Annotated in this window: 14 protein-coding genes, 3 pseudogenes and 1 riboswitch; of the genes and pseudogenes, 3 read left to right on the forward strand and 14 right to left on the reverse strand. The window is 40.7% G+C overall.

From position 1 onward, the window contains the following. Positions 1-81 precede the first annotated feature (81 nt). Positions 82-507: pseudogene (locus WMO75_RS13085) on the reverse strand (GNAT family N-acetyltransferase). A gap of 383 nt (positions 508-890) precedes the next feature. Between WMO75_RS13085 and WMO75_RS13090 the strand changes: the two are divergent. Then, the gene (locus WMO75_RS13090) at positions 891-1,313 is read left to right on the forward strand and encodes a plasmid mobilization protein (RefSeq protein WP_118699444.1); all 423 of its coding nucleotides are present in this window, start codon (positions 891-893) and stop codon (positions 1,311-1,313) included. 70 nt (positions 1,314-1,383) lie between these two features. After that, positions 1,384-1,995, forward strand: a complete 612-nt coding sequence (locus WMO75_RS13095) for an MATE family efflux transporter (RefSeq protein ID WP_349078191.1) — start codon at positions 1,384-1,386, stop codon at positions 1,993-1,995. Between the two features lie 277 nt (positions 1,996-2,272). On the opposite strand, the gene WMO75_RS13100 is transcribed toward WMO75_RS13095, so the two are convergent. The 11 genes and pseudogenes from WMO75_RS13100 to WMO75_RS13150 all read right to left on the reverse strand — a co-directional run bounded on the left by WMO75_RS13100 (position 2,273) and on the right by WMO75_RS13150 (position 22,370). After that, positions 2,273-5,110, reverse strand: a complete 2,838-nt coding sequence (locus WMO75_RS13100; protein WP_349078193.1) for a response regulator — start codon at positions 5,108-5,110, stop codon at positions 2,273-2,275. A 14-nt stretch (positions 5,111-5,124) separates the two neighbouring features. Continuing rightward, positions 5,125-5,319: pseudogene (locus tag WMO75_RS13105) on the reverse strand (response regulator); the annotation flags it as partial. A gap of 277 nt (positions 5,320-5,596) precedes the next feature. Further along, positions 5,597-8,485, reverse strand: coding sequence for a transporter substrate-binding domain-containing protein (locus tag WMO75_RS13110; RefSeq protein WP_349078195.1), 2,889 nt, complete (start codon positions 8,483-8,485; stop codon positions 5,597-5,599). A 31-nt stretch (positions 8,486-8,516) separates the two neighbouring features. Next, positions 8,517-11,480 carry a hybrid sensor histidine kinase/response regulator gene (locus WMO75_RS13115; protein WP_118699445.1) on the reverse strand — a complete coding sequence of 988 codons (2,964 nt, stop codon included), beginning with the start codon at positions 11,478-11,480 and terminating at the stop codon, positions 8,517-8,519. 5 nt (positions 11,481-11,485) lie between these two features. After that, positions 11,486-13,336 (reverse strand): ABC transporter substrate-binding protein, encoded by a 1,851-nt coding sequence (locus WMO75_RS13120; RefSeq protein ID WP_118699440.1) that lies wholly within the window; start codon positions 13,334-13,336, stop codon positions 11,486-11,488. Between the two features lie 26 nt (positions 13,337-13,362). Beyond that, positions 13,363-14,871 carry a response regulator gene (locus tag WMO75_RS13125; RefSeq protein WP_118699439.1) on the reverse strand — a complete coding sequence of 503 codons (1,509 nt, stop codon included), beginning with the start codon at positions 14,869-14,871 and terminating at the stop codon, positions 13,363-13,365. A gap of 85 nt (positions 14,872-14,956) precedes the next feature. After that, entirely contained in the window at positions 14,957-15,154 is a 198-nt protein-coding gene (locus tag WMO75_RS13130; RefSeq protein ID WP_118699438.1) for a hypothetical protein, read from the reverse strand. 52 nt (positions 15,155-15,206) lie between these two features. Then, positions 15,207-17,369, reverse strand: a complete 2,163-nt coding sequence (locus WMO75_RS13135) for an ATP-binding protein (protein WP_349078198.1) — start codon at positions 17,367-17,369, stop codon at positions 15,207-15,209. Beyond that, complete coding sequence (locus WMO75_RS13140; protein WP_118699436.1) at positions 17,353-18,168, reverse strand: substrate-binding periplasmic protein; 816 nt, start codon at positions 18,166-18,168, stop codon at positions 17,353-17,355. The genes WMO75_RS13135 and WMO75_RS13140 overlap by 17 nt, the downstream gene beginning before the upstream one ends. Positions 18,169-18,213: 45 nt before the next feature. Then, the gene (locus tag WMO75_RS13145) at positions 18,214-20,379 is read right to left on the reverse strand and encodes an ATP-binding protein (protein WP_118699435.1); all 2,166 of its coding nucleotides are present in this window, start codon (positions 20,377-20,379) and stop codon (positions 18,214-18,216) included. Positions 20,380-20,525: 146 nt separating this feature from the next. Continuing rightward, a complete protein-coding gene (locus WMO75_RS13150; RefSeq protein ID WP_349078200.1) occupies positions 20,526-22,370 on the reverse strand; it encodes an ABC transporter substrate-binding protein in 1,845 nt (614 codons plus the stop codon). Between the two features lie 99 nt (positions 22,371-22,469). After that, a riboswitch (cyclic di-GMP riboswitch) is annotated at positions 22,470-22,545 on the reverse strand. 93 nt (positions 22,546-22,638) lie between these two features. On the opposite strand from WMO75_RS13150, the pseudogene WMO75_RS19980 reads away from it, so the two are divergent. Beyond that, a pseudogene (locus WMO75_RS19980) lies at positions 22,639-23,199 on the forward strand (MATE family efflux transporter); the annotation flags it as partial. On the opposite strand, the gene WMO75_RS13155 reads toward WMO75_RS19980, so the two are convergent. Then, positions 23,166-24,866, reverse strand: a complete 1,701-nt coding sequence (locus tag WMO75_RS13155) for an AAA family ATPase (RefSeq protein ID WP_118699432.1) — start codon at positions 24,864-24,866, stop codon at positions 23,166-23,168. The pseudogene WMO75_RS19980 and the gene WMO75_RS13155 overlap by 34 nt on opposite strands. Positions 24,867-24,980: 114 nt before the next feature. Further along, the coding region (locus WMO75_RS13160; protein WP_349078202.1) for a nitrilase-related carbon-nitrogen hydrolase at positions 24,981-25,261 on the reverse strand (281 nt) is incomplete at its 5' end.

Below are 25,261 nucleotides of genomic sequence, written 5' to 3' on the forward strand. Positions count from 1 at the left end.
GAATGCGACACGCAGTTATTCAAATCTTTCTTCTTTCTTTGCCATGTTTATTCCTCCTCGTTAAGTGTTAAATCCCGATTTCTATTTTTGTTTCCATAGCATGGTGTATTCTTTTTCACCAGTAGCTTCATCCAAACCTTCACATTGAATAATGAACCCTTCTCTTTGGTAAAAAGAAATTGCTCTGGCATTCTTCTGGTATACATTTAATCGTAAGCTAACTTTTTTATCCTTAATATAATCCAATAAAAGCTCACCGATGCCGCACGACTGCATTTCATCAGAGACAAAAATACCTTCTATATATTCATCCTTTAGTCCTATAAATCCTTATATCATTTTATCCGCTTCATACACATAGACTTCGGATTGTGACATCATTTCTTTCACTAATTCATAATTACTTTTCCAGTATTGATTGGAAATAAAATAATGTGCTTTCAGATTTGTCTTTAACCATATGTCAGCAACTCTATCGATATCTCCGTTCAGTAATTTTCTAATCATAACAAATATTCTCCACAACTACATACTTTATGCTTTTCTCTTTTTTTCATTCTATCACAAGCTCACCATTAATCATTAATTTTTTGATATTTTTTCTTTTCCCCCACTGTAAAACAGCCTCTGAGCGTTTCGTTATATAGAGGGATACAAATAAGAGCAAGATCCACCCTAGTATTACCGTATCGCCATTTTATGACTACGGCATACCTCCGGGTAAGTCTCTTGATGGGGATTCCGATTCCCCATACTCTCGTACAGACATCAAAGATATCTGTTGGCTCTCTATCAAAGATAGTCGCAGCACTTTATATAACCGGAAGGGACATCCGGTTAAAAAGTGTAATCGCACATCCAAAATGTCTTATTAAAAAGGAAGGAGGACTATGGCACCTAAGAAGAAAGAAAAGAATCTCAAGAGAAGTAACATCATCACGTTAAAATTAACGGATATTGAATTGGCAATGTTAAATGAAGCCGCTGGAATTACAGGACTTTCCCGATCTGAATATCTAAGAAAACTTCTGCTTGAGAAGCAAATCAATCATCAGATTGAAGTTGTTGCAGACATGAACGATCTCAGAAAACTGGTCAGTGAATATGGAAAGATCGGATCGAATCTCAATCAGATTGCCAAACATTTTAACAGTAGTGAAAGTCAGTCACATGCTGTAAAAAATGAAATTCATCAGTGCATCACTGACTTATTTCAGCTGAGAAAAGAGGTACTGAAACTGGCAGGTGGTATGGATGGGCTGAACTGTGATCCGATGTCTTTTGACAAGACTCGCTATTATCTGGTTGGCTAGACCTTGGATAAACCATATTCCCGCCGGCTTGACTACACACCCTTAGCTGGGCGCACAAGCCATGCATTGTATGCTAAATGGTGCATCCGAATTTGTCAATCAACTTGCTATTGCAGTTACAACCATCGTATTTAACCGCACTGCACTCTCCTTTGCCGGTGAAGACGGTGTCGCCGCAGTTTCCATCATCATGTATCTGCAGTTTTTGTTTATCGGTGTCTACTTTGGCTTTTCTATGGGCATGGCACCACCTCTGAGTTATGCGTATGGCAATCGAAAAATAAGAATTTGCCGAAAACTGGAAAGCTATGCTCGTCGCTTTTTCGCAGTAGCTCCGATCATCATTTATGCACTGACCTACTTTCTTACTCCAGTTGCTGTATCCGGTTTCGCAGATACATCCAGCCCTGTATTTCCTATTGCAGTGTCCGGAATGAGAGTTTATGGACTTGGTTTTCTATTTTCAGGAATTAATATTTTTGCTGCAATTCGAATGATGGCATATGGAAAAGGATATTTCTCCGGTCTGATCACATTTTTACGTTCATTCCTACTATTACTTTTATTTCTGATTGTACTGCCTTTGAAATTTGGTTTGACTGGAGTATGGCTCGCCGTTCCTGCAGCAGAAGCTCTGACATTACTCGTTGCTGTATGGTTTCTGCGGCCGATTCATTGCTAAAATAAGACTCCTTTATAGAAGAAACATGACATTCACTCTGACTTTAATTCTTTTCTCCGTCAGATTCCGTGTCTGTCTCTGAGTTCTCTGTTAAAGAAATGTATCTTCCTCAACTATTGTCTGCACCGGTGCCGCGATTGAAGGCGGACTGGATTATGACACTGCATATCAGCTCTCCGACTATTTCATTCAGTTCTCCGAAAGACTGACAAGCGCGGACCGGTTAACTGATCTTCTTGGAAAGGTCAGTTATACTTTTGCAGAAAAGGTAGCACAATCAAAAACACCGTCCCCGGAATCTGCTGATGGCGGATATTAGAATACTCATATCAACCGGCTTCGCCACATGATCATCCATCCCGGCATTCAAAGCAGCCTGTACATCCTCTGCAAATGCATTTGCCGTCATTGCAATAATAGGAATCTCCTTTCCGTCCGGACGGTCCGGCAGATTTCTGATAGCTTTTGTCGTTTCATATCCATTCATTTCAGGCATCATAATATCCATCAAGATCAGATCAAAAGTCCCCGGAGCTGTATTGCAAAACTGTGCCAGGGCTGATTTTCCATCGGCAGCTCTGGTTATAATCATCCCTTGTTCTTCCAATAGAGATACTGCTATCTCGGCGTTTAAATCATTATCCTCTGCCAAAAGGACATGCAAACCATGTAAATCTATATCTTTCCTTAACTTTTCTTTCTCTTCAGCTTGTACCTGTTCTGCTATAAGCAGGGGGATTTCTACCGTAAATGTTGAGCCAACCTCCTGTCTGCTGCTGACCTCAATTTTTCCACCCATAAGATCTACATATTTCTTAGCAATCGCCATTCCCAGTCCGGTTCCCTTATAACTGGTTCTTGCTCCATCATTTTCCTGACTGAACTCATCAAATATTCTGGTCTGGAACTCCTCACTCATACCAATTCCGGTATCCGATATACGATAGCGTACGATTATATGATGCTCATCACTACCCGGACAGTTTTTTGCAACAAATGAAATAGTACCTCCGTCTTTTGTAAATTTGACTGCATTGCTGATAATGTTGAGCAATACTTCCCTGATTCTGAGTTCATCTGCCATCACATAAGGAGTTTTTAGTTCTTCTCTTGAAACATAAAAATTAAGATCACGGCTTTCCGTATATCCCCTTGCAATCGACAAAACAGTATTTATCATATCCCTGAGATCTACCCGTACTGGTTTATATTCCAGTTTACCGCTTTCAATGCGGCTGATATCCAACACATCGTTAATCAGTGTCATCAGATATTCTGAGCTCTGCCTGATCTTTTTCAGGCAATTCTCCACTTCTTTGTCCGGTTTCCTCTTCATGGCAATATCCGTGAATCCAATAATTGCATTCATTGGTGTCCTGATATCATGGGACATATGGTTCAGAAACGTCGTTTTTGCAATATTCGCCGCATTTGCATTCTGTGCTTCTTTCAGGGCTTCCATCTGTTTTTTTCTGCTTACTGAAAGGGAATAAACCAGAAGAAGTAGTACAAAAATAATCACTAATGAAACCACAATTCCTACACCTGCATACTCTGCAAGGACATCCTGCAAGGTCATTTTCTTTTCCGAAACAGAGTTCTGCGCAAGGACAACACCATTCAAAATATTGGAGGACTGCTCAATTGCTTTATTGATAATGGTAGCTGCTCTTCTGTTTTCTCTCGTCGTGAACATCGCTAATTCCTGCCGTTTTGCCATCTCTGCAAATGACAGACTTCTGGTCAGTGAACTTTCATTAAGAAGATTGATCTTTGAAGATGGAATAACAGTTGCTCCCACTTTTCCATTTGCCACTGCTTCCAGGCATTCTTCCTGTGTGTCATACAGTTTGATCTCTGCGTCTGGAAAAAGAAGGGACACCATCAATTCAGAATACAGTGAAGTCTCTGTCGCTGCGATTGTGGTGAGACTGCTGCTATATTCATTCCCTTTGTAAATAACAACCGGCGTAATATCAAAGATTTCATCCGTCAAAACTACCTGAAATTGTTCCTGTGTATAAAAATCCTGAATGATAGGACCTGCAATATCTATTTTTCCAGATTGCAATGTCTCATTCATCTCTACTCCCGTGGAACATGGAACTGCCTTGATCGTAATTTTATATTTTTCCTGAACCGTATCCAGAACGGTTCCAAGGATTCCTGTCAGTTTCCCATTTTCTTCACCACAAAAAGGGAGATTATCCTTTAGGTATCCCACACGGATTGTGTTTTCATGTGCATCCAGCCATTGTTTTTCTTCCTTGCTGAGTGCATAATTTATGACCGCTTTTCCTTCATAACGGGCATACAGCTTGCTGCTGTAGTCCGTTTCTGTATTGTTGATTTCTTCCAAGGCAGAATTTAATTCCTTTAACAGATCCGGTCTGGATTTTGATACACCGAAATAACAGTCACTTGCACCGATATTGGTAATGGCAATAAAATCGCTGTTGACAGACAGTGCCGGGACCACAAGTGCATCCAGTTCATCTGCATCCAGTTTTTCTATCATTTCATCATAGCCTTTACAGACAACCACCTCTGCCTGGATCTGATTGCTGTCCAGCCATTTTTCCAGAAGTTCTTTCTGATAGCTTCCATCTGCTGCACCAATACGACAGCCATTCATCTGCTTTGGATCACCACCCGTAAGATCTGTATGATCTTCCCGGGTATAGATCCAATATCGTTCTGTTCCCTCTGCATAGGTCGAAAAATCGATAGCTTCTGCTCTTTCCGGTGTATAACTGACACTTCCAAGTATATCTATTTCTCCATCTGCCAGCATTTCCAGACACTCTTTAAATGAGCCATAGACATATTCATACTTCCAGCCGGTTATATAAGAAATCTTCTGGAGATACTCATAGCCTGCTCCCTGCTTGTGTTCCCCATAGCCGCCTTCCTGAAAATTGGCATATGGGAAATACCCAACTCTCACTGTTTTATTCTCTTCCTCTATTCCCTGAGTTGTTTTCCCGTCACTTTTAATTTCTGACGCATAAGCAGAAAGCGGTACAAAGAGTAACATGATAAGTGCTAAAATGCTCAAACATAATCTTTTTTTCTTATCTTTTTTTCCTGTCAGTTTTTCTATCTTTCTGTTCATTCATTCCCTCTTTATTATCCATTAAAGCGGACATTCATGCCTGCATCAAATGCTCTTTTCCTGTCTTCTGCAAAGGCATTTGCTGTCATAGCAATGATCGGGATCTCTGCCTTCATCTTATCATCTAAATGCCGGATACACTGGGCTGCCTGATAGCCATCCATATTTGGCATCTGGATATCCATAAGTATCAGATCATAAGTACCCGGTGACATTTTGTTCGTTATATACGAAAATGTCTTTCTGCAAGAGCAAAGAAAGACGCGTACTTATACCATTGTATTGTATAAAAAACATTATGCGATAAAAAATATTATAACAAAACCGTATGAAATTGTCATCATTACTCAAGCTTTATGTCTATTTTCTTTTACCCCATTGCAAAACATCCACTCAGCAAAATGAGGCAACGGATTTTCCGCTGCCTCATTTTCGATTCAATTTCAGGCATATCTCTCGCCTGAGCAAAATCATCTTTCATTATCATCACATATGGCAATCCGTTTCATCTGTCATCTCCTTTCCCCAGACTTCCGCCAATGTCGAGAGCAGTTTATCAACCTGGATTGGCTTCGCGATATGACCATTCATTCCGGCTGCAAAAGCATCTCTCTTATCTTCTTCAAATGCATTTGCTGTCATTGCAACGATCGGTATGCATGCTTTATCCTTATCTGGCAGGCGTCTGATTGCCTGTGTTGCTTTATAACCGTTCATTTTCGGCATCTGAATATCCATCAGGATCATATCATATGTGCCTGCCGGCATTTTTTCTATCTTATTTACACACTGAATGCCATCCTCCACACGCTCTGTCTTAAGACCGGCACGTTCAAGTATTGCCTCAGCAATCTCTGCATTCAGATCATTATCCTCTGCCAGAAGGATTTTCCTGTCTTTAAGGATTTCACTATATGTTTCTGGATTTTCAGCATAATTTTTTACATAATAGTTTTCATCCGCTATCTTATGTTTTAGTGTAACTGTAAAAGTACTGCCCTTTCCAAGCTCACTCTCTACATCTATTGTTCCACCAAGCAGTTCAACATATTTCTTGACAATTGACATTCCCAGTCCGGTTCCTGCAATTTTGCTCTTTGTAGTATTCCGCTCACGCGTGAATGCCTCGAAAATATTTGTCAGATACTCCTGACTCATACCAATTCCTGTATCACTCACCCTGGTCCTCACTATCATATATCCAGGCTCACTGCATGGTAATTCATCTACGTTTATCATAACAGAACCACCGGATGGAGTATACTTCATGGCATTGCTCAGAATATTAACAAATATTTCTTTTACCTTTGTTACATCTGTCAGTATGTGCTCATATTCTACATTTATCGTATAATGAAGTGCAATATTCTTTTTCTTTGCTTCATCATCGAATATTTCAAATAAGGTCTGCCAGATATCTTCAATCATGCCATAGTTCTCATCAATCTCCATTCTTCCACTTTCAATCCGAGCCATATCAAGTACATTATTTATGATTGACAGAAGAAGATTTCCTGACTGCTGCAGTTTTTTTAAGTATTCTGAAGTTTCAGGCAAATCCTTTTCTTTCAGTTCATCCTCCATAAGCTGTGCATATCCCAGAATCGCATTCATAGGAGTACGGATGTCATGGGACATATTGTTAAGGAAACGGGTCTTTGCAAGACTGGCATCTTCTGCTTTTTTCAGAGCGATTTCCAATTTGTCATTAAGCTTTTGTGTATCATTTGCAGCAAGCTTTGCGGCAGCTTCTGCTTTTCTTGCCTTCCGTAAAAGTACGAGGATAATACTAATGATGCTGAATACGAAAAATCCTGCCGTGACAAAAAAAGCAAGTATGTTGTCTTTTAAAAAATCAGAAAATGTTACCTTATCTACAGTACTGTCATAGATAGCAAGTGCACTTGTAAGCATATCAGATGGCATAGCCTTTAAGGTTTTATTCAGTATTGATAAAAGGCTTCCTTCTCCGCCTCTTACTGCAAAGCATGCCTCCATTGTTTTTGTAAGTGGAAAACTCTTGAAATTTTGTCTGTTATCATATATCAGCGCCTGGCTTGCTCCCATGAGGAAACAGTCTGCTTTTTCCTGTATGACCATATCTGCAGCATCGTCAAGCGAATCACAATCTACAAGCTTCCATTGTGGATAGCTGAAAGCAATATACTGTTTCAAGGCTTCTTTTTCCTTTGGCACAGCTACTGTATACACCCTATCCTCATCAAAGTTTTTCTCATCAGTTACCGCCATCAAACTGTAAGTCCAGGCTGTGTTTGTAAGTGCATATCCATTTTGTTCTGCAAAATATGGATTCCTGCCGGCATAAAAAATCATGTCAATCTCACGATTCTGCAGCGCCTGAATTATTTCATCATAATTATCATATGCCTGTATATTAAATTCCAGTGTCTGATTTCCCAGACAATCTTTGGCATAGGAGCTATATTCCGCCAGCATACCGGTAAGTTTTCCAGTCTCTTTATCCATGGAAAAGATTGCCGGATCATTGTTCAAAAATCCTATCTGGATACCTCCATGCTCTTCCACCCAGATCTTTTCTTTACCTGTAAGTACCTGAATATAATCAAGTGTAAAATACTTCTTATACAGATCTACTTTAAAAAAAGGGCTGTCCTGATCAAGCTGACGCATAGCATAGTCCAGCTTCGTCTTGATATCGCTGCGCTCTTTATTTATTGCAAAATATATACCGGATTTTCCAATAGTTGTAACAGATGATATTCCCTGTTCAGACCAGATGGATTCCTCCAGAGATACAAAACAGTCGATCTCATGATTTGCCAGTTTCTTTTCGACATCATCATTATTATTCACATTTACATGTTCTGTATGTATGCCATTCTTATTTTCCCATTCTGTCAGCATGATTTCAGGTTCTGTGCCTAAGAGCACGCCTACACGTTTTCCATCCAGCGACTTAAAATCAGAGGTTTCAATATCCATATCCGATAAATCAGCATAAAGGATATATTTTTCCTCACCCATCGGTTCATCCGGGAAAAGCATCTTTTGTGCACGTTCATCGGTGTAAGAGATATCACCCATGATATCAATCTCACCATTTTCAAGCTTATCAAAACAGTTGGACCAGTCACATTTCACATACTCGAATTTCCATCCGGTATAACCTGCCAGAGCCTGCATGAGCTCGTATCCATAACCCCGTCTGACACCATTTTTGTCGACATAATTGAAGGTATCCTCAAACGACCCGATACGGATGGTCTGCGGCTGTTGTTTTTCATCATTATTCGTCTCAGCAGCCTGGCAGTGTACTGATAACATCACCCACATTCCCATGATTACAAACATAGCTGTGCATAATACAGCTAAGTTTTTTTTACTTTTATTCATTCTTCTATTTCCTTTATTTATGTGGCTTTTCTTATACTCCTGACACCTGATCCAGATTCTTCTGTAATGTACTGATCAATTCCTCAATAACTATTGGCTTGGATAAGAATCCATCCATACCACATTTCAGGGCTTTCTTTCTGTCCTCATCAAAAGCATTGGCAGTCATGGCAAGGATGGTGATTCCCGCCAGCGCCGGATCATCCAGCGCACGGATCTGCTTTGTAGCTTCATATCCGTTCATTACCGGCATCTGCACATCCATCAGCACCAGATCATACTTACCTGATGTTGAATTTTTAACTTTCTCCACTGCCTCTGCTCCATTTTCTGCGGTATCAACCAGGAATCCATATTCATTAAGGATCTCCACCGCAATTTCTCTGTTCAGTTCATTATCTTCCACAAGCAGTATACATCTGCCTCTGAAATCTGAACCTGCTGCCGGAAGAACCGAATCTTCTGGTTCAGACTGACTCTGGCCGATGGCAGTCATCAAAGTTTCTCTGATATCCGACATGAACAGAGGTTTCGCACAGAATGCAGTCACTCCTGCTGCCCTGGCTTCTGCCTCAATATCAGACCAGTCGTAAGCAGTCAGGATAATAATCGGTGTATCATCCCCAAGACTGCGGATCTGACGGGTTACCTCAATGCCATTCATATCCGGCAGACGCCAGTCGATGATATAAGCGTGGAATGCATCTCCCAGTTCCATAGACTGTCGTGCACGGAGAACAGCCTCCTTACCGGAAAGTGTCCATTCTGAACGCATTCCAACCCTCACAAGCATTTTTGTCACACTGTCGCAGGTATTAAAATCGTCATCTACAACCAGTGCCTTAAGTCCTTCCAGTTCTGCGATCTTCTCTGTGCGTTGATGCTCAGGCTGAGTTCGAAATGGCAGACGGACTATAAATTCGGTGCCTTTGCCCTGCTCTGTCTGAACCTCAATAGTACCGCCCATCATATCCACAATATTCTTGGTAATGGCCATTCCAAGTCCTGTACCCTGAGTCCTGCTGACTGTGGAAGTACGCTCCCTCTCAAAAGGAGAAAAAATCTTCTGTACAAATTCCTGACTCATACCGATTCCATTATCCTTAACCCGAATTTCGTACAGCTCACTGCCTTTCTGTGTTCCATGACACTGTCTGATCCGAACAGAAACGGTTCCTCCTGCAGGTGTAAACTTAACTGCATTGGACAAAAGATTCAACAGCACCTGGTTCAGCCGCGTCTTATCACAATAGACATCCTCATTTGTAACATCCATTGCATCCATATAAAGTTCCAGCTGCTTTGCATGGATCTGACCACTGATGATCGTCTTCAGGTCATGAAGCACCTCCGACAGACTGACCTCCGTTTCTTCCAGATGGATCTTTCCACTCTCAATCCGGCTCATATCCAGTATATCGTTGATCAGTGAGAGTAGATGGTTGCTGGATGAAAGTATCTTACCCAGATAATCCTGAACCCTTTTTTTATCATCAATATTGCTTACTGCCAGTGTGGTAAAACCGATGATCGCATTCATTGGTGTCCGGATATCGTGAGACATGTTGGAAAGGAAAGTACTCTTTGCCTTGTTTGCTGTCTCTGCCGCACGTACTGCCTCAGAAAGTGCCTGGTTCATTTTCCAGTCAGAGGTACGATCTGACATAACCAGGATATATTTCTTTTTCCCGTTTACCTCACTGCCCATTGCAATATTATGGAACCAGCGTTTTTCCCCTGTCTTCAGATGAACATATTTAAAATCCCCTTCCCTCTGTTCATGAACCTGGATTTCCTCCAGATAATTCTTCTCCGAATCTTCATGTTCTGCCGGATGCAGTTTTCCCAGAACACGAATATCTTTACGAATCTGCTCTGCTGTAATACCCAGCAGCTTTTCCGCATTTGGGCTGACGTAATCTGCCTGATATGTTTTGGCATCCAGCATCAGAAAGACGTCGTCCACGTTCATTGAAAGTTTTTGAAATAGCTCATCACGGTACAGGATCTCCGTATCCTTTCTTCTGAGATTGGTCCTGTTTGTTTGAATAATAAGACTGATAAGAAAAGCAGCAATACAGAGCACCACCACACCAACAAGAAGCATTGTACTACGCTGCAGACTGTTCATACTGGCATTGACAATATCCGCCTGGACAAGTCCCAGGAACATCCAGTCCTGAATATTCGATTTTTCATAGACCAGATAATAATTTCCTCCATCCAGATTCAGCAGCATCGCATCGGTACGTCCCGCTTTAAACTTCTCCAAAAGTTCATTGAGCTCTTTTTCAGACATATCAGAATGCTCTCTCAGAAGACCAAAGAAATTATACACGTTCCCCCATGACTCAGAAGAATGATCAATCACAACACGACCATCCGGATGAACAATTAAACTCTGGGCATTTCCATTGAAAGCAGAAATATCCAGCACTTCTACGATATCAGAATTTTCATAGGCAATGGCAATCGCATCATATTCAAATCCCTGATATATTCCATGAGCCTCAGGTGTGGCAAAAACAAGCAGCTGGGATTTTCCGGGAAGTGCCGCATTCGCTATCACATCATTTCCCTGCCGGATATCCTCTCCAATATCTTCCTGTAATCCAAGGTATCCGGTTTCCCCTGTTGCCATCTTATAGTTCCCCTCAGCAGACAGAAAATAGAATTCCATAAAGCCGGCATCTTTCTGCGCTTTCTTTATATAATCACGGATTTCGTCTTCGTTGGAAATATCCTGCAGATTCTCGCCCCACATATGAAGATATGTCAGATTCTTATCTGTCAGTTCTCTCAGCATGTTATCAGACTGATGAAAAACTTCTGTCAGATGAGAAACACTTTCCTCATAAATAGTTTTCGACACAAATCTGAAATACTGGAAAACCATCAAAACAATTCCCACCAAAACAGCTATGAAGACCGCAATCCTTAACTGTTTTCTCATAACAGTCTTTTCTCTGTTTGTATTATGATTCTTAATATTCATTCTTCTCATCTCACATTAATGTAATCTTCTGGCTCTGCAAGAACGGCATCACCATTTGAAATATATCCTGTCCAGGTATCCTTCACAGAAGTATCTCCTCCGTCAAACACTATATTATCATCTGTCGGATAGGCCTCCATGTGTTGTGGTGTCGCCAGGCAGGTTACTGTAAAAGTATCATCGTCCTGAATTTGTTTTCCGTCCTTTGTAACTTTGCTCAATGTGTAACCATCATCTGTTTTCTTAATTTCCACAGAAATACCACTGAATACAGGCAGAGAACCACAGTTAAACGGAATAAAGCCTCCCTCATAGCCTTCTACAAAATTTTTAACTGTCTCTTTCAGTTCAGCACCGCTCATCTTACTGCTGTAAGCCGAAAGACCATTTGGCATGATCATGTCTCCCGCCATTTTTTCTGTGTAACCGGCTTTCAGTACGTTTCCCGTAAAGCTGTTTCCGGTCGCGATCAGCACATCTGTCCCATAGATGCCACGCAGAGTGTTTGCCATAACAGAATATGCTGCATTTCCTCCACTGCTGTGAAAGCGGTTTGAATAGGATTTCTGCGAATCCAGCACGATATCCTCAGAAGCAGATTCTTCCTCAAGAAGCTGAGAATTAAATGACTGATACGCCTGCTCTGCATCGTATTCTCCAGAGATCATTTTGGAAACCACATCCTGGGAAACAGAGAAGAAATCATTTGACGCAATGCGGATATACATATGGTTTTCTTCGATCACAGGTTTCACATCCTTCAGATATTCTGTAAGCTTAAGATCCACATCCTGACTGTAGCTTAACAGATCCTGTCCATCATAAACAATCCTGTTCTGCGCATCCGCTGAAAGCATTGTGTTCAGCACCTTCATTGCTTTCTTTCTACGTGTTTCATCTTTTGTCAGATCACGGTTTAAAGCCACCTGGAAATATGGCGTAGTCATAATCCACTTTTCACCGTTCTCCTGAAAGAATGGAAGAAATGTCGTGTTTATGCCCTGATCCTGAAACATTTTTACACCGGCAGAACTGCCAAAGTACATGGCAAGCTTGCCGCTTTGATACATCTCAACTATATCGTCATAATTCATATCCAGATCATCCTGGCTAAGCCCTGTATCCTGGATGAACTGCTCCATACGTTCAAAAGCCTTCGGCCAGACAGTACTGTCCAGGCCTTCTCTCTTTGTATTATCCGGGTCACTGTAGGTGGTACGCCACTTGCGTCCGTCTACAGAAGACAGCTCTGATGCAGACAGACCCTGCAGTGTCTCCATACAGGTATAATCATAATAATAGTCTGCAGTAAACCCACGGATTCCCACCTCTTCAAATGCCTCGCAGGCAGAGACAAAGCTTTCATAATCTGTTGGCAACGGGATATCGTATTTTTCAAAAAGGTCTTTATTCACTACAAAACCATGTGCATCTGCACACACCGGAAGCCAGTTTACGCTTCCATCTTCATTCATAAAACTACTGAGATATGTATCATAGACAGCTCCTGCCACATTGGTTGTGGAAAGATCCATCAGACTGTCTTTCAGCGGACTTGCATCATGCAGTGAAAAACGACAGCAGGTTATAATATCCGGCAGTCCACCGTTTTCCTTAAGAAACCTGTAGAAATCCAGGTCATTGTTCCCTACTACAAATTCAACATTGATATCCGGGAGCTGTTCCTGAATGTATGGTGCATATTTCTCATACAGGTTTGTGCTCCATAAATACACCGTGATTGTTTCTGCATCTTCTTTTTCCGCACTCTTCCCGCCACAGCCTGAAAGAAGTGTTATGGCTGTCACCATCGCCAAAAGCACAGCCAAAACTCTGTTCCATTTTTTCTTTTTCATTATGAATCCTCCTCTGAGTTTCCTTTTCATTTCTTCTGTTTTACAGTGTCAAAATACCCGATAATTCCTATATATACGTCTTTCTTCACAGGCGACCACAATGTATGCAATTTCAGTTTATACATCTGACTGTTATTTTCCACCGTCGCTTTTATCTGCACAGAGATTTCTTTATTTTGTACAGATGTCTGGTGTAACAAACCCCGAATATATTGAACATCTTCTTCAATTACTCCAAATTCTTTGAACAGATCAAATTTCGGATCATCCCTCTGACATAATATCTGCTGTTTTCCGTTTAGTATAGTTAATTGACCTGAAACCGCATTGTAATCAACTGAATTCATGCCACTGTTCGATTTGAAGAAATCGATTTTTTCCTGCATGACCTTGACAAGACTCTGTGAATAAATCTGGTTCGGTAAGGATTTATCACGGAGTATTTCATTCGAAAGTCTCTGTGCTTCATGAGAATATTTATTATCGTCCATCTCTTTACCAAACATTTTTGAAAGCTGAAGACTCAGTTCTTTCAGACACTTAAGAAGGAGGGGATTAAATTGTCCGCACTGTCCATCCAGGATCATTTGAATCGCTGTGTCATGATCAAATGCTTTCTTATAGCATCTTTCACTTGTAAGTGCATCATAAACATCAGCAATCGATACCACCTGTGCACAGATTGGTATTTCTTCACCTTTCAATCCATCCGGATAGCCCTTTCCATCCCATCTTTCATGGTGCCACCTGCAGATTTCCCATGCGGTATGTACCAGTGGATGATCTTGTGGAAAGTCCATATCCTTAATTATAGCTGCGCCAAGCTCACTATGTGTTTTCATAATTTGAAATTCTTCATCGGTAAGTCTGCCTGGTTTATTCAGTATTTCTTCCGGAATACGGATCTTACCAATATCATGAAGGGACGAAGCAGTTGTGATCAAAGCAATATCTGCCTCTGTCAAAGGATAATCATCTGTTACTTTTACCAGTTGTCTCAGCATCATCTCCGTTGCTGTTTTAATATGCAGGATGTGTTCTCTGCTCTCGCTGTTACGGGATCCCAATATATTACTCATAATCCGGATCATGATATTATTATTTTCTTCTTTTTCGTAAACCTGATCATAAACCACATTTATCAGATGCTTTTGGTTCATATAGAGACCCAAGGTATTCTGAACTCTTTTCTTTACGATCACAGAATCAAACGGTCGTGTGATATAATCTGTGATTCCCAGCTCATATGCCTTACGCATAGTATCAACAGCATCTTCAGAAGATATCATGATTACAGGAGTTTCAGCAATACACTGGCTTCTTTTCATTATTTCCAGGACTTCAAAACCATTCATCTGTGGCATATTGATATCCAAAAGCATCAGATCAATTCCAATATTTTCTCCTATCATCTGGATTGCCTGATTACCATTTTCGGCTTCCAGATAGTTATAAGCATCTCCAAGAATCTCCTTCAATATGTCCCTGTTTAATTTTGAATCATCTACAATCAGGATTTTTTGTCTTTTATCCATATTTTTTATTACCTTTATCCACTCGTTTTTTATGATGTTCCAAGCACTTGATCCAAGACAGAAAGTCATGTTGCATCACTTAATGCTATAGTCCCTTCTTTATTCCTTCAATCGTCATCTCATATGCTTCTGGTACTTTTTCCAATGCCTGTTTTAACTGTATATAACTCTGATCTTCAAGGAACTTTAATGCAAATCTCCGAATCAGTGCTTCGCTGTGAAGGCGTCCCAAGACAGCTTCATAGTTTCCTCCAATAGCTTCATAGCACTCTCGCATTGTCATATTTTAGTCCTCCTGCCTAGATTTCACCGCTTATTTGACACTGTCGTATCAATTATTTCACCAATTTATGAATTACTTTTATCAGTAATTCCACATCAACTGGCTTAGCAACATGTTCATCCATCCCTGCTGCTTTTGCTCTTATTCTGTCCTCCGTGAACGCATTTGCTGTCATTGCAATGATCGGTACCTCCTTTGCATCCTCTCTGTCTAGAGACCTGATCATCTTTGTAGCTTCATAACCATTCATTACCGGCATCATAATGTCCATAAGAATGACATCAAATTCACCAGGTTCACTATTTCTGAACAGTTCAACAGCTTCCTGACCATCCCAGGCTTTTGTCACGTCAGCACCTTCATTCTGAAGCACAAATTCGGCGATTTCCATATTCAGCTCATTATCTTCCGCCAGAAGAATATGCACTCCCTTTATAGATTTTTCGGATACATCCTTCTGTTCTTCACGTTTATCCGCATCCGGATCTATTTTAAATGGAACCCGGATCACAAATGTCGTCCCTACGCCTTTTTCACTTTCAAAAGTAATGGTTCCACCCATTTTCTCGACCAGCTTCCTTGCAATGGCCATTCCCAGTCCGGTTCCGGCAAACTTTGTGCGGCTTCCCATATATTCCTGTGCAAATGGTTCAAAAATATGTTTCTGGAACTCCTCAGTCATTCCGATTCCTGTATCCCGGCAGATAAATTCCATTGTCGTCATTCCTGGCTGTTCGGATGGGATTTCCATGCAACTAAGATAAATATGTCCATTTTCTCTGTTATATTTCACTGCATTGGACAGGATATTCATCATCACACGTTTTACATACCCCGGACTTCCAATAAGATCACGGTGTATGATTTCTTTTTTCTCCCATACAATCCGGATATTCTGTTCTGCAGCAATCTGTTCAATTACAACAAGCACTTCCTCAGAGATTTTGCTCAGATTAAATGGACTCTCTTCCAGAACAACTTCACCCGACTCCAGCTTACTCATGTCCAGAACATCATTTACCAGTTCCAGCAACAAATTGGCTGCCGCTTTAACCTTTGTTCTGTATTCCTTCTGCTTCTCCATATCATCTGCATAATGGTCTGCCATATTGATCAAACCGTAGATTCCATTAATCGGAGTCCTGATATCATGGCTCATCCGCTGAAGAAACTCTGTTTTTGCCTCATTGGCGGCTTCTGCCTTTTTTGCTGCTGTCAGAAGTTCTGCTTTATATTTTTCATCTTTTTCCTGCTCCTGTTTCTGATGTGCCTGATTGGTTCTGTGACCCCAGAACAAAAATATACTGAATATCAGAAAATAAAGAAAAATAACACCTGCTACACTTAATGGAAGGTTATGAAACACTTCCGTATCCGGAAGATACGCATAGATATAATAATCCCGCTGCTTCAGCATGATTCCATAACATCCGGTTCCTTCATTCTTGAGATGATAAATGTGCTGACTGTCTGTATGCTTTTTCATTGCCTGAACAACCTCGTTGCCAGCCGTATTCTGCCCCAACAGGCTCTCATTATTGCTGGCAACAACGATTCCGTCGTCTGCAACGATAATCGTTCCATCTTTCTGGATACTATAACCATTTAAAAGCCCCTGTATCGTCAGCGTATAGTTTCTGGCAAATTCAGGAGATGTGTAATAATAGATTGCAACGATACCCGGTGCATCTTTTCTGGCGCAGGCTGCAATGTCAATAAAGGATCCATCTTCCCTGGTAAACCGTTCCGAATAGCTTCTTTCTTCATATCCGGCAAAATCCATGATAATTTCTTTTTGCAGATACTCCGTAATCTCATTAGCCAGAGACTCATCCGTGCTGTATTCACAGTCCGTCTTTCCTTCTGCATCCAGTACAATGATACCATCCACCCATAGAGTCTGCAGGTTTTCTTTCAGGAAATCCCGACTTAGCTGCCCTCCGTTTTCTATTTCCATTTTAATATTTGTACTCATCTGTCTGGCACTTTCAATGGCACGGAGGAGGCTTTTTGATTCCGAAGATTCATTAAAATGGGTGTAGGTGGAGCACTGCACTTTCACATAGTTTACAATCTCCACCATTCTTTTCTCTGCTTCCGCTTTTTCTGCGTGAAAGAAATAACACAGAGATACTACAGCCACACAGATTCCAATCAGAGCACCGAACAGCTGGATTCGTTTTTCTCTTTTCTTTCTCTTAATACCCAAAATCATCCACCTCCAGATACTTCTGGGGATCATCCAGATATTTTTCAATAATTTTCAGGGATGTGCCATCCTGACGCATTTCTTCCAATGTCTGGCTCATCTGCTCACAGATTCCTCTGTCATCATCTTTTGCAAAAGCGACACCTATTCCGGTGATCATCAGAGGCTCTTCCAGAATACGGAAGCTTGCATCATAATCCTTCATATACTGAACAATAGATTCCTCATGTGCTGCAACTGCATCTACATATCCTTTTCCCAGAAATGTATAAATCAGCTCCCTGTGTCCCAGGCTGATCAGATTGCCCAGCTTTGGGATTCTCTCATCCGTCCGGTTCAGAAAGATGCCTTCCGGTTTGGTTGTGGACTGAACAGCCAGGTTCTTACCCTCCAGGTCACTCAGTTTATAGATATTACTGTTCTCATTTACAGCGACCACCTGGCGGCTTGCTATGTATGGTCCTGCCCAACGGTAATCATCAAGACGCCCTTCCATGGAAAAACAGCCCATGATACAGTCAATCTCTCCACTCTCCACCAATTCTTTTTTCTTCTCCCAGTTGATCTGGACAACGTCCACCTGATATCCCATTCTTTTGAAAGCTTCTGTAGCCAGTTCTACATCGATTCCCGTCGGTACACCATCCTCATTCAGATAATTGTATGGTGGATAGTTGTCACTGCCAAGCGTAATGACTGGCTTTTCGGTTTCTTCTTTCGTGTTATCTGTGTTTTTACACCCTGCCAGGGTGACTGCTAAAATTCCCGCAAGCAGAATGCCTGCAATCACTCTTTTTCCTTTCATTTTCCTTCTATCCCTAACTATCCTTTTTGATTCTTCTATGTCCGGTTACTTTCCATTTGTCACTGTACAGTGACCTGCGGTTCGGTACCCCCCCCCACCAGATTTTATGCTTCTGATCGTCTTTTCCAGCACCTTCATCTCAACCGGTTTTGAAACATGTGCATTCATGCCAGCCGCAAGGGAATGCTGAATGTCTTCTGAAAATGCATTGGCAGTCATGGCAATAATCGGAATCGTCTTTGCCAGTTTATGGGAACTTCTGCGGATTGCCTTCGTTGCCTCATAGCCATTCATAACAGGCATCTGCACATCCATTAGAATCATGTCATAATCACCTGGAGCAGACTGTTCAAATGCTCTCAAAATCTCTTCGCCATTTTCACAGATGGTACATTCCGCACCTTCAATCTTTAACAGTTCCGTCAGGATCTCTGCGTTCAGCTCATTATCCTCTGCACACAGGAATCTCATTCCTTGAAGGATATTACCATCCTGCTCATCCGTTTCTTCTTGTGCCGCCAGAGCAGCCGTTCCATCCTCTGCAATTTTCAGATCCAGGAGAACCTCAAAACAGCTTCCCTGTCCTAATTCACTGTCCACGTCAATGGTACCTCCCATTGCCTCAACCAGGTTCTTAGCAATCGCCATTCCAAGTCCGGTTCCCTGTATTTTGTTTGTAAGGGAACTTTCCGCACGGGTAAACGCATCAAAAATTGTATCCTTGAAATCTGCCGACATTCCCATACCATTGTCACTGACTAAAAAGCGGTACTTTGCATAGACAGATGACTTTGTCTCACATTCTTCTACAAAGAACTGAATTTTCCCACCTTCCTGGGTATACTTCACTGCATTGGAAAGCAGGTTGCTGAAAATCTGCATCAGGTGAATCTGATCCCCATTCACCCACTCATGCTGAATATTTTCTTTTATGATTGTAAGGGTCTGCTGCTTTTCATATATTTGAGAATGAAATATAGTGTCAAGTTCCTGCATAAAATCCAGAATAGAAAAGTCAGAATACTTGAAGACTGTTTTTCCTGCCTCAATCTTACTCATATCCAAAACATCATTAATGATTCCTAACAGATGCTGTGATGAAATATCTATTTTATCTGCATACTCTATAACTTTTGCTTTATTACCTGCATCATGTCTGATCAAAGACGTAATACCAATGATTGCATTCATAGGTGTACGGATATCATGTGACATATTAGACAGGAAATCCGTTTTCGCCTTATTTGCATTTTCAGCTGTCTGTAAAGCCTCTGTTGCAACGTTCTTTGCCTTTTTCAGTTTTTGATTGACTACTTCCATTTCCTTCATTGTTTGTAAATGAAGTTCATTATTTCTTTTTTCATATTCTGCTTTTTGATCTGCAAGACTAAGTCTAGAAATACTGTAGAATAATCCGGCAAAAAGCAAAAGTATAAAACCTGCCATGAGTATTGTTGTAAACAACACCGTTTTCTGGTAATCCGTCAGCACATTGTCAACAACTCCCCTTGCCACAATGCATACCAAAATGGTGTTGTTGCTTTCTATCGGGCAATACCCCAGATAATAGGGATTCTGTTTTCCCAAAAATACAACTCCGGATTCTCTGTTATCAAACTTCTTTTTGAACAAATCAGCCTCTTCTTCTGTAATAGCCTGTTCCCCTTTTAAATGTTTTAACAAAGAATAATTACGCAGGTATTTATCTCCACTCTGGTTCGTATACGTAATATTTCCGTCATGATCCAGCATGAACAAATATGCTTTCCCATGATAACCTTTCAGTTTTAACATGGAATCCAGTTTCGAATGATCATACACAGTTCCAATTGCCGTATAAGTTTCTCCATTGATAGTGTATTCCTGACATGGAATCGCAACCAGATAACCTTCTTTTTTCTTCTGATCATAATCAAGACGCACCAGTTTTCCAATATTGTATCCGTTCTTTAAGTCCAGCAGAAGTTTACTTGGCATATCAATCCGCATTTTTGTTCCACCTGCTGATATTGCCTGACCATTTTCCTGAAGGAATATAAGTGTACTTTCCGATTCTTTTTCCCATGCTTCAAAGAAACTTTTGTTCACATCCGTTTCAAGAGACAGCTCCCTCTCATGAAGTAAAAATTCCTCAACCAACTGCAGCTGGTTGTAGTATCCACTCACTTGAAGATCATAGGTCTGCTGTATCTGTTCAACAACAGCTCCCATACTGCTTTTTCCATTTTCGCTGATATACTTGCTAGACTCGCTTACCAGATACTTTGTTCCTGCTAAACTTAAAAGAATAATAAGTAGTATAAGCAACAGCCTTGTTATTTTTTTTCTTTTATTTACCGTTTGTTCTATCCCCACTTTTACTGTTCAACCTCTATATAGTCTTCCGGTGCTGACGGCTGCTGTCCTTTTGACATTGCTTCGATCCATGCACTTGATAATGTTGTATCTTTAAGCTGCTCAATCTCACATTTCGGATTTATTTTTTTCAAAACAGACATTGTGGTGTCTGTAAGAAGAATAGAGTATTCCTTTTCTTTGTCTATTTTCTTATCATTAACTGTCAAGTCCTTTAACGAAAATCCACTTTCCGCTTGATTGACGATCATTTTCATACCGGATGCAATTGGTAATTCGTATTTATTGGTTACATAAAAATTCTCATCAGCTTCGGCGAGATAATTTTCTACGAGTTCACAAACCTGTTTACCATTAATTTTTGTAAAATATAATGCTGTATCTGAACTCTTCGCTGTCATCATGCCAACCCGGCTATTGGTGCATTCTCCTTTGTACATAGAAGAAGTGAAATAATAATATGGTGCCAGAGCCAGCTGTGCATCATTTTCTTCTCTGATCATAGTTAAAATGGAAGATGCTGCATCACGGCCATTTCTATCGTTCAGTGAAATGGAATATTCATTTTCAAAATTCACGATTGCTTTTTCTTCTGGATCTTTACGATTCATTACACTGCGAAAAGTAGCATAAGCCTGTGTTTCATCCATTTCCCCTGACAGTAATCCGTGAACAGCCTCAAGACTTGCATCAAATGATTTTTGGGCGGAATATCGGATATAAACAGCATTATTATTAATTTCATCTTCCAGTCCAGGCACATCCTGCATCATGGTTGGAACATCTGTATTCAATGAAATAACACCGCTTCCATCCGCAATCAGCTTTTGCCCCTCTTCTGAAATCATACAATCCAGCACATCCAGCGCAGTATCCAGTTTCTCCCGGTCTTTTTCCAGGTTTTTGTTAAATGCAATGTTTAAGGACGGAGTCATGTACACATAGGATTCATCCGCTGTCTGTGAAAAGTAAGGAATACGGATCAGCTCCGCATCCATCTGTTTCTGTAGCTGCTGCATAACCGTCGGATGTCCATGAAACATTGCTGATTTTCCCTCGACAAACATCTGGATTCCTGTATCGACGTCAATATTGATATCTTCTTTACCAAAGTGCGAATCCTTAAGAAACTGACTGGTTTCTGAAAAAATACGTTTCCATAATGTATCATCAAACTTCACTTCATCAGCTGCAGTCTCTGCACCGTTTCGCCATTCAATACCATCCAGGCTTGTAAACTCACCGATTGCCGCCGCCTGGATGATTTCATTATTAGACCAGTCTTCCCCAAGATCCATGGAATACGGTTTTATGCCATTATCATAAAACTGCTGACAAGCCTGTACATATTCCTCATAATTTTTTGGAATCTTAATTCCATACTGATCAAACAGTGTTTTGTTGGCAATGATCGTCTGCGGAATACCACAGATTGGCAGCCACTGGATTTCATCCTCCGCATTCTTATAATATTGCACCGCATAGGAATAATACTTGGAAACAACATCATAAGAAGCAAAATCCATAAGATAAGGCTGTAAGTCCTGTGCATCTGTTCCAGAAAATCGACGTACTGTTATGATATCCGGTAATTCATCATGTTCTTTAAAATAACTGTATAAATCGGTATCATTGTTACCAATAATAAATTCAATATCCTGATCTGGGAACTGTTCATGGACATAGGGTGCAATATTTTTCATCAAACGATTTTCCCACAGATAAACGGTAAGATGATCATCGTTTTTAGATACTTCTTTCTTTGACTGTCCACATCCAGACAAGACAGCAGTTGCTACAAGCACACCTGACACCACTGCTGTCAGACAACGTTTTGCCTTTTTCATACTTTTATTTTCCTCATTCTTTCCTGATAAAATCATTATTGTTACGTCTGTGAAATAACTCCGTAAAAAAGCACTGTCAAACAGACAGTGCACCTCATTTTATGCAACTGGCTGCCATTTTACAGGCCCTGTAGCTTTGCGTCCCAGACTTTCATCTGGTTTGCCGATTTCCTTATTTAAATTATAGTTTGTTAACTTATGCCGCAAAAACTGATTTTATTATACTCTAGCGCTCCCCTATGCACAAGAAAAACATTACCGTTTTAACTTCAACATTATCCTGATCCGGCTGGCCGGTGCATCCGGAGTCGCCGCCATCACAATCCTTTTGTACGGGCAGTTTCTGTTCAACGCTTTTTATATGGGACTTTCTATCAGGGTCAGTCCTGTAATTGGTTTCCAGTACGGTGTACAGCAGAGAGATCGTCTCAGAAATACATATAATATTATTATGAGATTTACCTTCCTTTCATCCATTGTTATGGTGATCTTATCTGTCCTTGGTTCCGGACCCATTGTATCCGTATTCACCAAAGATCCGGAAACCTTTCAGCTCGCATCAACCGGTTTTCGTATTTTTGCGGTCACTCTTTTTCCTGGTCATCTGTCTTGTGTCATTTCCTTATTTTCTGGGAATCACAGGTGTCTGGCTCGCCGTTCCGGCAGCAGAAATACTGACCCGGATCCTATCCGGCTATATGCACTGGAAGTATTTTTTCAAAAAAGACAATCGGATTTACTTTTAATAAAGATGCCTGCCTCTGGTTTTCCCAAAGACAGGCACCTTATTAATTATCACACTAATAACACTTTACATCTCTTTTTATAAAAGGCAATTCCATATTTTATGATATTTTCCATACCATCCTCAAGAAGTATGGCATCATAATGTTTTTCTCTGATCTGCTCAACCGCCTTGTGGCAGGATAAATCAAATGCTGCACCTTCTGCATATTTTATCTCTATAATAATTCCTGTCCGGCTTTCCGGAATCTCAATAAGGATGTCACTGTAGCCTTCTCCAGATTCTGCATTGGATTTTATCAGCCAGTTTTCTTTATATCTGAGAAGCCCCTGAAGTATCCCGTGATAAAAATTCTCCTTTTTCTCTCTGCCGGATATATCACGAATACTGATTGTATGCCAGAGATATTCATTCAGAAGTTCTTCGATTTTTGCAGCATTTTTCTGAGGAAATGCCTGACAGAAAGTTTCCAGGGTTCCTGTATCATTTCTGGAAGTCTGCCGAAACCATTCCCGGATCTGAGTTATAAATAATTCCCGAATTTCCCTGTTAGGAATCGCCAAACGATATTTTCTTCCGTCTACACGGCCTCTCTGAGTCAGATAACCTGTAGTAAACAGTACACTCCATAAGTTTTCCACCGACTGATCCAGTTCACTGTAGGTCAGTTCCTGATGTATTTCTTTTATGATTTCATTTCCTGCAATCAGATTTTCAATCTCATTCTTTGTAACGCTGTCTGCTTTGTTAAGCAGACGATGCACAATTGCATTACCACTGGTATTTGACCAGTAATTTTGCGGATATGCCTCATCATCTGCCCGAAGATCATCACAGAAATTAATTGCATCCCAGGGGCAATAGACATCTGTCTTTCCAAATCGATATCCATCATACCATTCTTTCATCGTTTCATAGTGTTCTTCCAGCTCATAATATGACAGCATTTCCCTGACTTCTTTGTCTGTGAAACCAAAGTACTCATCAAACTGTGCATTTGTAATCGTAAGGGTTTTCAGATTATTCAATCCTGTAAAAATACTCTCTTTTGAAATTCTGAGACATCCTGTCAGCACCGCAAAGTACAGACTTGAATTTGTTTTTAAAACATTTCCAAATACTATACGAAGAAGAGATACCATCTGGTCATAGTATCCATATTGAAAGGCTTTATCCAGTGGAACATCATATTCATCAATAAGAAGAATCACACCTTTACCATAATGCCGGCAAAGCAGATCGGACAGAATCTTCAGGCTTGCACCTAATGTATCATTCGACATGATAAAAAGGCCACTTTCGCCCTTCCCTACTTCTATAAGCTGGCGGTATATCTCTTTATCCTCAGCAGACAACCTGCTGCTGTCAAGAAGGAAACGGAAACGTAAGGCTTCCTGCCCTATGATCCATTTCATTGCCGCCAGTGCTTCCTGAAAATTCTGTCCCTCTACTCCTTTGAGACTAACAGAAATCACAGGAAACTGACCCATGTATTCCTGACACAGTTCTTTTTCTTCTGAGATTTTTAATCCATCAAACAACGTCTTATCACAGCCAATTTCAAAAAACGTCTGCATCATGGACATATTCAGACTTTTTCCAAATCGTCTCGGCCTGGTAAACAGATTAACTTCGGCCCAATTATTCAGAAGATTCATTAACAGATCTGTTTTATCTATATAGTAAAAGTTCTGCCTGATCAACTTACTGAAAGAATCAACTCCTACCGGCAGTTTCTTTTTATAACTCACCTGTTTATACACCTCCCGAAATCAACTTTTTTGTATATTCAGTTTAACATGACGCTGTAAGCAGTGCAAGTTCTGGATCGTGTTGTTTCGGTTATATTCACTGGAACTATTTTATCAGATAATTTTTTCCAACCTGTACATGTCATTTCGTCTGCTTTTTAATAATGGGAGTTCTTCTCGTACCTGTGCTTCATAATCCAGATCCAGCTCTGCGGTGAGAACTCCCTCCTTCTCATCCAACATACCAATCACAGTTCCCCATGGATCTGTAATAATCGAGTGCCCCCAGGACTTATAATCCGCCGCTACATCTCTCATCGGGGCACAGCCAACCATATATATCTGATTATCGAGTGCACGGGCACGGAATGAAAGTTCCCAGTGTGCCGGTCCTG

It is taken from the genome of Blautia intestinihominis, assembly GCF_040096655.1.
GTDB classification, from domain to species: Bacteria; Bacillota; Clostridia; order Lachnospirales; family Lachnospiraceae; genus Blautia_A; species Blautia_A intestinihominis.

Coding starts and splice junctions, on each gene's coding strand:
- WMO75_RS13145 (WP_118699435.1), bottom strand. CDS start 20,379: ATGGGAGCTGTTGTTGAACAGATACAGCAGACCTATGATCTTCAAGTG.
- WMO75_RS13095 (WP_349078191.1), top strand. CDS start 1,384: ATGCTAAATGGTGCATCCGAATTTGTCAATCAACTTGCTATTGCAGTT.
- WMO75_RS13110 (WP_349078195.1), bottom strand. CDS start 8,485: ATGAATAAAAGTAAAAAAAACTTAGCTGTATTATGCACAGCTATGTTT.
- WMO75_RS13135 (WP_349078198.1), bottom strand. CDS start 17,369: ATGATTTTGGGTATTAAGAGAAAGAAAAGAGAAAAACGAATCCAGCTG.
- WMO75_RS13120 (WP_118699440.1), bottom strand. CDS start 13,336: ATGAAAAAGAAAAAATGGAACAGAGTTTTGGCTGTGCTTTTGGCGATG.
- WMO75_RS13090 (WP_118699444.1), top strand. CDS start 891: ATGGCACCTAAGAAGAAAGAAAAGAATCTCAAGAGAAGTAACATCATC.
- WMO75_RS13140 (WP_118699436.1), bottom strand. CDS start 18,168: ATGAAAGGAAAAAGAGTGATTGCAGGCATTCTGCTTGCGGGAATTTTA.
- WMO75_RS13125 (WP_118699439.1), bottom strand. CDS start 14,871: ATGGATAAAAGACAAAAAATCCTGATTGTAGATGATTCAAAATTAAAC.
- WMO75_RS13100 (WP_349078193.1), bottom strand. CDS start 5,110: ATGAACAGAAAGATAGAAAAACTGACAGGAAAAAAAGATAAGAAAAAA.
- WMO75_RS13130 (WP_118699438.1), bottom strand. CDS start 15,154: ATGACAATGCGAGAGTGCTATGAAGCTATTGGAGGAAACTATGAAGCT.
- WMO75_RS13150 (WP_349078200.1), bottom strand. CDS start 22,370: ATGAAAAAGGCAAAACGTTGTCTGACAGCAGTGGTGTCAGGTGTGCTT.
- WMO75_RS13115 (WP_118699445.1), bottom strand. CDS start 11,480: ATGAATATTAAGAATCATAATACAAACAGAGAAAAGACTGTTATGAGA.